At 53.5% G+C, this 7,566-nt stretch carries 10 protein-coding genes; all 10 read left to right on the forward strand.

Annotated elements, in window-relative coordinates; all coding sequences use genetic code 11:
* The first annotated feature begins 8 nt into the window (after window positions 1-8).
* The 10 genes from cydB (at window position 9) to cpoB (ending at window position 7,339) form a co-directional block, all read left to right on the forward strand.
* Window positions 9-1,148 (forward strand): cytochrome d ubiquinol oxidase subunit II, encoded by a 1,140-nt coding sequence (gene cydB / locus ACLD4F_RS20970; protein ID WP_000568258.1) that lies wholly within the window; start codon window positions 9-11, stop codon window positions 1,146-1,148.
* Window positions 1,149-1,162: 14 nt separating this feature from the next.
* Window positions 1,163-1,276, forward strand: coding sequence for a cytochrome bd-I oxidase subunit CydX (cydX, locus tag ACLD4F_RS20975; protein ID WP_000270278.1), 114 nt, complete (start codon window positions 1,163-1,165; stop codon window positions 1,274-1,276).
* The gene (ybgE, locus tag ACLD4F_RS20980) at window positions 1,276-1,569 is read left to right on the forward strand and encodes a cyd operon protein YbgE (RefSeq protein WP_000148790.1); all 294 of its coding nucleotides are present in this window, start codon (window positions 1,276-1,278) and stop codon (window positions 1,567-1,569) included. The genes cydX and ybgE overlap by 1 nt, the downstream gene beginning before the upstream one ends.
* Before the next feature lie 228 nt (window positions 1,570-1,797).
* Complete coding sequence (gene ybgC / locus ACLD4F_RS20985; protein ID WP_411011015.1) at window positions 1,798-2,202, forward strand: tol-pal system-associated acyl-CoA thioesterase; 405 nt, start codon at window positions 1,798-1,800, stop codon at window positions 2,200-2,202.
* The gene (tolQ, locus tag ACLD4F_RS20990; RefSeq protein ID WP_000131318.1) at window positions 2,199-2,891 is read left to right on the forward strand and encodes a Tol-Pal system protein TolQ; all 693 of its coding nucleotides are present in this window, start codon (window positions 2,199-2,201) and stop codon (window positions 2,889-2,891) included. Before ybgC ends, tolQ begins: the two co-directional genes overlap by 4 nt.
* A gap of 3 nt (window positions 2,892-2,894) precedes the next feature.
* Window positions 2,895-3,323 (forward strand): colicin uptake protein TolR, encoded by a 429-nt coding sequence (gene tolR / locus ACLD4F_RS20995; RefSeq protein ID WP_000124676.1) that lies wholly within the window; start codon window positions 2,895-2,897, stop codon window positions 3,321-3,323.
* Window positions 3,324-3,387: 64 nt separating this feature from the next.
* Complete coding sequence (gene tolA, locus ACLD4F_RS21000) at window positions 3,388-4,566, forward strand: cell envelope integrity protein TolA (protein WP_000030589.1); 1,179 nt, start codon at window positions 3,388-3,390, stop codon at window positions 4,564-4,566.
* Between the two features lie 123 nt (window positions 4,567-4,689).
* A complete protein-coding gene (gene tolB, locus ACLD4F_RS21005; RefSeq protein ID WP_001562341.1) occupies window positions 4,690-5,982 on the forward strand; it encodes a Tol-Pal system beta propeller repeat protein TolB in 1,293 nt (430 codons plus the stop codon).
* Window positions 5,983-6,016: 34 nt separating this feature from the next.
* Window positions 6,017-6,541, forward strand: coding sequence for a peptidoglycan-associated lipoprotein Pal (gene pal, locus ACLD4F_RS21010; RefSeq protein ID WP_001176621.1), 525 nt, complete (start codon window positions 6,017-6,019; stop codon window positions 6,539-6,541).
* Window positions 6,542-6,550: 9 nt separating this feature from the next.
* On the forward strand, window positions 6,551-7,339 hold the full coding sequence (gene cpoB / locus ACLD4F_RS21015) for a cell division protein CpoB (protein ID WP_000097553.1): 789 nt from the start codon (window positions 6,551-6,553) through the stop codon (window positions 7,337-7,339).
* Window positions 7,340-7,566: the final 227 nt, after the last annotated feature.

The following is a 7,566-nucleotide window of genomic DNA, read 5'->3' on the forward strand; positions in this document are numbered from 1 at the left end:
GTCGTCAAATGATCGATTATGAAGTACTACGTTTTATCTGGTGGCTGCTGGTTGGCATTTTGCTAATTGGTTTCGCCGTCACCGATGGGTTCGACATGGGGGTGGGGATGCTCACCCGTTTCCTCGGTCGTAACGACACCGAACGTCGAATTATGATTAACTCTATCGCCCCGCACTGGGACGGTAACCAGGTGTGGTTGATCACCGCGGGCGGTGCGTTGTTTGCTGCCTGGCCGATGGTTTACGCTGCGGCGTTCTCCGGTTTCTATGTAGCGATGATCCTGGTGCTGGCGTCTTTGTTCTTCCGTCCGGTCGGTTTTGATTACCGTTCCAAGATTGAAGACCCGCGCTGGCGCAACATGTGGGACTGGGGCGTGTTCATCGGTAGCTTTGTGCCGCCGCTGGTGATTGGCGTGGCCTTTGGCAACCTGTTGCAGGGCGTACCGTTCCATGTAGATGAGTATCTGCGTCTGTACTACACCGGTAACTTCTTCCAGTTGCTGAACCCGTTTGGTCTGCTGGCGGGCATCGTAAGCGTAGGGATGATCATCACGCAGGGGGCGACTTACCTGCAAATGCGTACCGTTGGCGAACTGCACCTGCGCGCGCGCGCCACCTCGCAGATTGCGGCGCTGGTGACATTAGTGTGCTTTGCGCTGGCGGGCGTTTGGGTAATGTATGGTATTGATGGTTATGTCGTGACATCCGCGATTGATCATCATGCCGCCTCTAACCCGCTGACTAAAGAAGTGGCGCGTGAAGCTGGCGCCTGGCTGGTGAACTTTAATAATGCTCCGATCCTGTGGTTGGTTCCGGCTCTGGGCGTGGTTCTGCCGCTGCTGACTATCCTGACTTCCCGTATGGAGAAAGGCGCGTGGGCATTCCTGTTCTCTTCGCTGACCCTGGCCTGCATTATTCTGACGGCGGGTATCGCTATGTTCCCATTTGTGATGCCGTCCAGCACGATGATGAATGCCAGCCTGACCATGTGGGATGCGACATCCAGCCAGATGACGCTGAACCTGATGACCTGGGTTGCGGCGGTGTTCGTACCGATCATTCTGATCTACACCAGCTGGTGTTACTGGAAAATGTTCGGTCGTATCACTAAAGAACATATTGAAAGCAACACCCACTCTCTGTACTAAGTAAGGAGCTTAAAATGTGGTATTTCGCATGGATTCTGGGAACGCTTCTTGCCTGTGCATTCGGGATCATTACCGCCCTGGCGCTTGAGCACGTTGAAGCGGGTAAAACCGGTCAAGAAGAAAGCTAATGACCCATATTATCGCAAAACTGTATGCGGTAATGGACAAGCGCCCGTTAAGGGCGCTTTCCTTCGTGATGGCGATAGTGCTGGCAGGATGTATGTTCTGGGACCCGTCACGGTTTGCCGCCAGGACCAGCACGCTTGAAATCTGGCACGGATTACTGCTGATGTGGGCGGTTTGCGCAGGCATAATCCACGGCGTGGGTTTTCGCCCTGAATCCGTACACTGGCAAGGGATTTTTTGTCCGCTCCTTGCGGATATCGTCCTTATCGTCGGCCTGATTTTCTTCTTCTTGTGAATAAGAAACCTCCTTAAAAATATAGGGGCTTGCATAAGCCCATATATTTTTACTCTCCCTTAACTTCCCCCCATTCCCAAGCCTCATTCCCACGCGTATAGTAGCAACGTTTAAAAGCTCTACTTTTGTTGCATTACCGGGATGTAAAGTGAATACAAGGCGATATACAACGGCATTCTTGAGGCATTACGGCGGCAAGCGGATGACGCCAACAAAGAGGCTGCAGGGATGAATAAGTATATATTTCGATGGCCAATTCGAGTTTATTACGAAGACACGGACGCCGGCGGTGTGGTTTATCACGCCAGCTATGTCGCTTTTTATGAAAGAGCGCGCACGGAGATGCTGCGTCACCATCACTTCAGCCAACAGGTGCTGCTGGCGGAGCGGGTCGCCTTTGTGGTGCGCAAGATGACGCTGGAATACTATGCGCCTGCGCGGCTCGACGATATGCTTGAAGTTCAAACAGAAATTACGTCAATGCGTGGCACCGCTTTGGTTTTCACGCAACGCATTGTCAACGCAGAGAACACGCTGCTAAATGAAGCAGAGGTTCTGATTGTTTGCGTTGATCCACTCAAAATGAAGCCTCGTGCGCTTCCTAAGTCTATTGTCGCGGAGTTTAAGCAGTGACTGACATGAATATCCTTGATTTGTTCCTGAAGGCAAGCCTTCTGGTTAAACTTATCATGTTGATTTTGATTGGTTTTTCAATAGCATCCTGGGCCATCATTATCCAGCGAACGCGTATCCTGAACGCCGCTGCGCGTGAGGCGGAAGCGTTTGAAGATAAATTCTGGTCCGGAATCGAACTATCGCGTCTGTACCAGGAAAGCCAGGGGAGACGCGATAGTCTGTCGGGCTCGGAGCAAATCTTTTATAGCGGGTTCAAAGAGTTTGTCCGGCTCCATCGCGCCAACAGCCATGCGCCGGAGGCAGTGGTAGAGGGGGCGTCGCGTGCGATGCGCATCTCCATGAACCGAGAGCTGGAAACGCTGGAAACGCATATCCCGTTTCTTGGCACGGTAGGCTCTATCAGTCCTTATATCGGTCTGTTTGGCACCGTATGGGGGATTATGCATGCGTTTATCGCCCTGGGCGCGGTGAAACAGGCGACTCTGCAAATGGTTGCGCCGGGTATTGCCGAAGCATTGATTGCCACGGCGATTGGTCTGTTTGCCGCCATCCCTGCGGTTATGGCTTACAACCGACTGAATCAGCGCGTGAACAAGCTGGAACTGAATTACGACAACTTTATGGAAGAGTTCACCGCGATTCTGCACCGCCAGGCGTTTACCGTAAGCGAAAGCAACAAGGGGTAAGCCATGGCCAGAACGCGTGGACGAGGTCGTCGCGAACTTAAGTCCGAAATCAATATTGTACCGCTGCTCGACGTACTGTTGGTGCTGCTGCTGATCTTTATGGCAACCGCGCCGATCATTACCCAGAGCGTGGAAGTCGACTTGCCGGAGGCGAATCAGTCGCAGGCGGTCAGTAGTAACGACGATCCACCGGTCATTATTGAGGTTTCCGGAGTAGGGCAATACAGCGTAGTGGTTGATAAAGATCGAATGGATCAACTGCCGTCTGAACAGGTGATCGCAGAAGTAAAGCGTCATCTGCAGGCTAATCCGAAAACAGTCTTTTTAATCGGCGGCGCGAAAGAGGTGCCGTACGATGAAATAATTAAAGCGCTGAACTTGTTACACAGCGCGGGCGTAAAATCGGTTGGCTTAATGACGCAGCCAATCTGAAGTCTGCGTCCCGTTGGCTTGAAAGACGGCGAGTAACAGGCGAACAGTTTTTTGGGAACCGAGAGTGTCAAAGGCAACCGAACAAAACGACAAGCTCAAACGGGCGATAATTATTTCAGCCGTGCTGCATATCATCTTATTTGCAGTGCTGATCTGGAGTTCGTTTGATGAGCATATAGAGGCTTCTGCCGGCGGCGGCGGTGGTTCCGCTATCGACGCGGTGATGGTCGATCCTGGCGCCGTTGTGCAGCAGTACAACCGTCAGCAGGATCAACAGGCCAGCGCCAGACGCGCGGAAGAAGAGCGTAAAAAGCTGCAACAGCAGCAAGCAGAGGAGTTGCAGCAGAAGCAGGCTGCCGAACAGGAGCGGTTGAAACAACTTGAGAAAGAACGTTTAGCGGCTCAGGAGCAGCAAAAGCAGGCTGAAGAAGCTGCAAAACTGGCGCAACAGCAGCAGCAACAGGCCGAAGAAGCGGCGAAAGCGGCGGCGGACGCGAAGAAGAAAGCGGAGGCCGAGGCGGCGAAAGCGGCGGCGGACGCGAAGAAGAAAGCGGAAGCCGAGGCGGTAAAAGCGGCAGCGGACGCGAAGAAGAAAGCGGAAGCCGAAGCGGCGAAAGCGGCGGCGGACGCGAAGAAGAAAGCGGAAGCCGAAGCGGCGAAAGCGGCGGCGGAGGCGAAGAAGAAAGCGGAAGCCGAAGCGGCGAAAGCGGCGGCGGAGGCGAAGAAGAAAGCGGATGCCGAGGCGGCGAAAGCGGCGGCGGAGGCGAAGAAGAAAGCGGATGCCGCGGCGGCGAAAGCTGCGGCGGACGCTAAGAAGAAAGCGGCTGCCGAAAAAGCGGCCGCCGCAGAAGGCGTCGATGATCTGCTTGGCGATCTCAGCTCGGGTAAGAATGCGCCGAAAACCGGCGGTGGCGCGAAAGGGAATGGTCAGCCATCGAAAGATAGCGGTACATCGGGCGCTAACGGTGGGGCGACAGGCGCTGATATCAGCGCCTACGCGAAACAGATTCAGGTCGCCATTCAGAGCCGTCTGTATGATGCGAGCCTGTATCAGGGCAAACAATGTGTCTTGCATATTAGCCTGGCGCCGGATGGCTCATTAAAAAGCATTACGTCTGAGGGCGGCGATCCGGCGCTTTGTCAGGCGGCGTTAATGGCGGCAAAAACCGCGAAAATTCCTAAACCGCCAAGCCAGGCTGTTTATGAGAAAATAAAGGATGCCAAACTAGACTTTAAACTGTAGATACTTTTCTTTATGGAAGTTGGAGCGGTTGAGTTGTTACTGGTCCTGGTGGTTTTGTGTATTTGAGTTTGTTAACATTCTGCTAAATTATCGTGGGTCGCAGGCCCAGGTATGGGAGATATGATGAAGCAGGCATTACGAGTAGCATTTGGTTTTCTGATGCTGTGGGCGGCGGTGCTGCACGCAGAAGTCCGTATCGAGATCACCCAGGGGGTGGACTCGGCGCGACCGATTGGCGTTGTGCCTTTTAAATGGGCCGGGCCGGGCGCTGCGCCTGAAGATATCGGCGGCATCGTGGCGGCAGATTTACGCAACAGCGGTAAATTTAATCCGTTAGACCGGTCCCGACTGCCGCAGCAGCCAGCCACCGCTCAGGAAGTTCAGCCTACCGCATGGTCTGCGCTGGGTATTGATGCTGTCGTTGTTGGACAGGTCACGCCGAATCCGGACGGTTCCTACAATGTTGCTTATCAGCTGGTTGACACTGGCGGCGCGCCGGGGACTGTACTGGCACAAAACTCTTATAAAGTGAACAAGCAGTGGCTGCGTTATGCAGGCCACACCGCCAGTGACGAAGTCTTTGAAAAACTGACGGGCATTAAGGGCGCGTTCCGTACTCGTATCGCCTATGTGGTACAGACTAACGGCGGTCAGTTCCCGTATGAACTGCGTGTGTCGGATTACGATGGCTACAATCAGTTCGTAGTGCACCGTTCTCCGCAGCCGCTGATGTCTCCGGCGTGGTCTCCGGACGGCTCAAAACTGGCTTACGTGACATTTGAAAGCGGTCGCTCCGCGCTGGTTATCCAGACGCTGGCAAACGGCGCAGTGCGTCAGGTTGCGTCCTTCCCGCGTCACAACGGCGCGCCGGCCTTCTCGCCGGATGGGACGAAACTGGCGTTCGCGTTATCGAAAACCGGAAGTCTGAACCTGTACGTTATGGATCTCGCCTCCGGCCAGATTCGTCAGATAACGGACGGGCGTAGCAACAATACGGAGCCGACCTGGTTCCCGGACAGCCAGACTCTGGCCTTTACCTCTGACCAGGCTGGACGTCCGCAAGTGTATAAAATGAACATTAACGGCGGTGCGGCGCAGCGTATTACCTGGGAAGGTTCGCAAAACCAGGATGCGGATGTCAGCAGCGACGGTAAATTTATGGTAATGGTAAGCTCAAATAACGGGCAGCAGCACATTGCCAAACAAGATCTGGTGACGGGTGGCGTACAGGTTCTGTCGTCAACGTTCCTGGATGAAACGCCAAGTCTGGCACCTAACGGCACGATGGTAATCTACAGCTCTTCTCAGGGGATGGGATCTGTGCTGAATTTGGTTTCTACAGATGGGCGTTTCAAAGCGCGTCTTCCGGCAACTGATGGTCAGGTGAAATCGCCTGCCTGGTCGCCGTATCTGTGATAATAATTAATTGATTACTAAAGGAATTAAAGAAATGCAACTGAACAAAGTGCTGAAGGGCCTGATGATTGCCCTGCCTGTTATGGCAATCGCGGCATGTTCTTCCAACAAGAACGCCAGCAATGACGGTAGCGAAGGCGGCATGCTGAACGGCGCCGGCACTGGTATGGACGCTAACGGCAACGGCAACATGTCATCTGAAGAGCAAGCGCGTCTGCAGATGCAGCAGCTGCAGCAGAACAACATCGTTTACTTCGATCTCGACAAGTACGATATCCGTTCTGACTTCGCGGCAATGCTGGATGCGCACGCTAACTTCCTGCGTAGCAACCCGTCTTACAAAGTCACCGTAGAAGGTCACGCGGACGAACGCGGTACTCCGGAGTACAACATCTCCCTGGGCGAACGTCGTGCTAACGCCGTTAAAATGTACCTGCAGGGTAAAGGCGTTTCCGCTGACCAGATCTCCATCGTTTCTTACGGTAAAGAAAAACCTGCCGTACTGGGCCACGACGAAGCGGCTTACGCTAAGAACCGTCGCGCTGTACTGGTTTACTAAGAGAATTGCATGAGCAGTAACTTCAGACATCACCTGTTGAGTCTGTCGTTACTGGTTGGCATAGCGGCCCCCTGGGCCGCTTTTGCTCAGGCGCCAATCAGTAGTGTCGGCTCAGGCTCGGTCGAAGACCGCGTCACTCAACTTGAGCGTATCTCTAACGCTCACAGCCAGCTTTTAACCCAACTTCAGCAGCAGCTCTCCGATAATCAGTCCGATATCGATTCTTTGCGCGGCCAAATCCAGGAAAATCAGTATCAACTGAATCAGGTGATGGAGCGCCAGAAGCAAATTATGCTGCAGCTGGGGAGCTTAAATAATGGCGGCGCAGCGCAGCCAGCGGCTGGTGACCAGAGCGGGACGGCAACCACTGCGACCCCCGCCCCGGATGCCGGTACGGCAACCTCAGGGGCGCCGGTACAAAGTGGCGATGCGAATACCGATTACAATGCGGCAATTGCGCTGGTGCAGGATAAGTCTCGCCAGGATGATGCGATTGTGGCGTTTCAGAACTTCATCAAGAAATACCCTGATTCTACTTATCAGCCGAACGCCAATTATTGGCTGGGCCAGTTGAATTACAACAAGGGTAAAAAAGATGACGCCGCCTATTATTTCGCCTCGGTAGTAAAAAACTATCCTAAGTCGCCGAAGGCTGCGGACGCGATGTACAAAGTTGGCGTTATCATGCAGGACAAAGGTGATACGGCAAAAGCGAAAGCGGTTTATCAGCAGGTGATTAACAAATATCCTGGCACTGATGGCGCGAAACAGGCGCAGAAGCGTCTTAACGCGATGTAATGCGTACCATGCGACCAGAAAACGCCTTTTTTCTGGTCGCGTCGTGCGATTCCTAAGCAGTTGAGCCCCCTGCGTCGAAATTTTTGTTGCGCTCAAATCTGAAATCAGTAATATATGCCGCCGTTGCCACGGGATATTAAACAACTCGAAAGCAACGCAAAAGTGGGTCGTTAGCTCAGTTGGTAGAGCAGTTGACTTTTAATCAATTGGTCGCAGGTTCGAATCCT

This window comes from Salmonella sp. 741265050_HSA, assembly GCF_046569445.1.
Taxonomy (GTDB): domain Bacteria; phylum Pseudomonadota; class Gammaproteobacteria; order Enterobacterales; family Enterobacteriaceae; genus Salmonella; species Salmonella enterica.

What these genes read in the sequence shown, in the direction of transcription:
- cydX (WP_000270278.1), top strand. Translation starts at nt 1,163, where the DNA reads ATGTGGTATTTCGCATGGATTCTGGGAACGCTTCTTGCCTGTGCATTC.
- pal (WP_001176621.1), top strand. Translation starts at nt 6,017, where the DNA reads ATGCAACTGAACAAAGTGCTGAAGGGCCTGATGATTGCCCTGCCTGTT.
- cydB (WP_000568258.1), top strand. Translation starts at nt 9, where the DNA reads ATGATCGATTATGAAGTACTACGTTTTATCTGGTGGCTGCTGGTTGGC.
- tolR (WP_000124676.1), top strand. Translation starts at nt 2,895, where the DNA reads ATGGCCAGAACGCGTGGACGAGGTCGTCGCGAACTTAAGTCCGAAATC.
- ybgE (WP_000148790.1), top strand. Translation starts at nt 1,276, where the DNA reads ATGACCCATATTATCGCAAAACTGTATGCGGTAATGGACAAGCGCCCG.
- tolB (WP_001562341.1), top strand. Translation starts at nt 4,690, where the DNA reads ATGAAGCAGGCATTACGAGTAGCATTTGGTTTTCTGATGCTGTGGGCG.
- ybgC (WP_411011015.1), top strand. Translation starts at nt 1,798, where the DNA reads ATGAATAAGTATATATTTCGATGGCCAATTCGAGTTTATTACGAAGAC.
- cpoB (WP_000097553.1), top strand. Translation starts at nt 6,551, where the DNA reads ATGAGCAGTAACTTCAGACATCACCTGTTGAGTCTGTCGTTACTGGTT.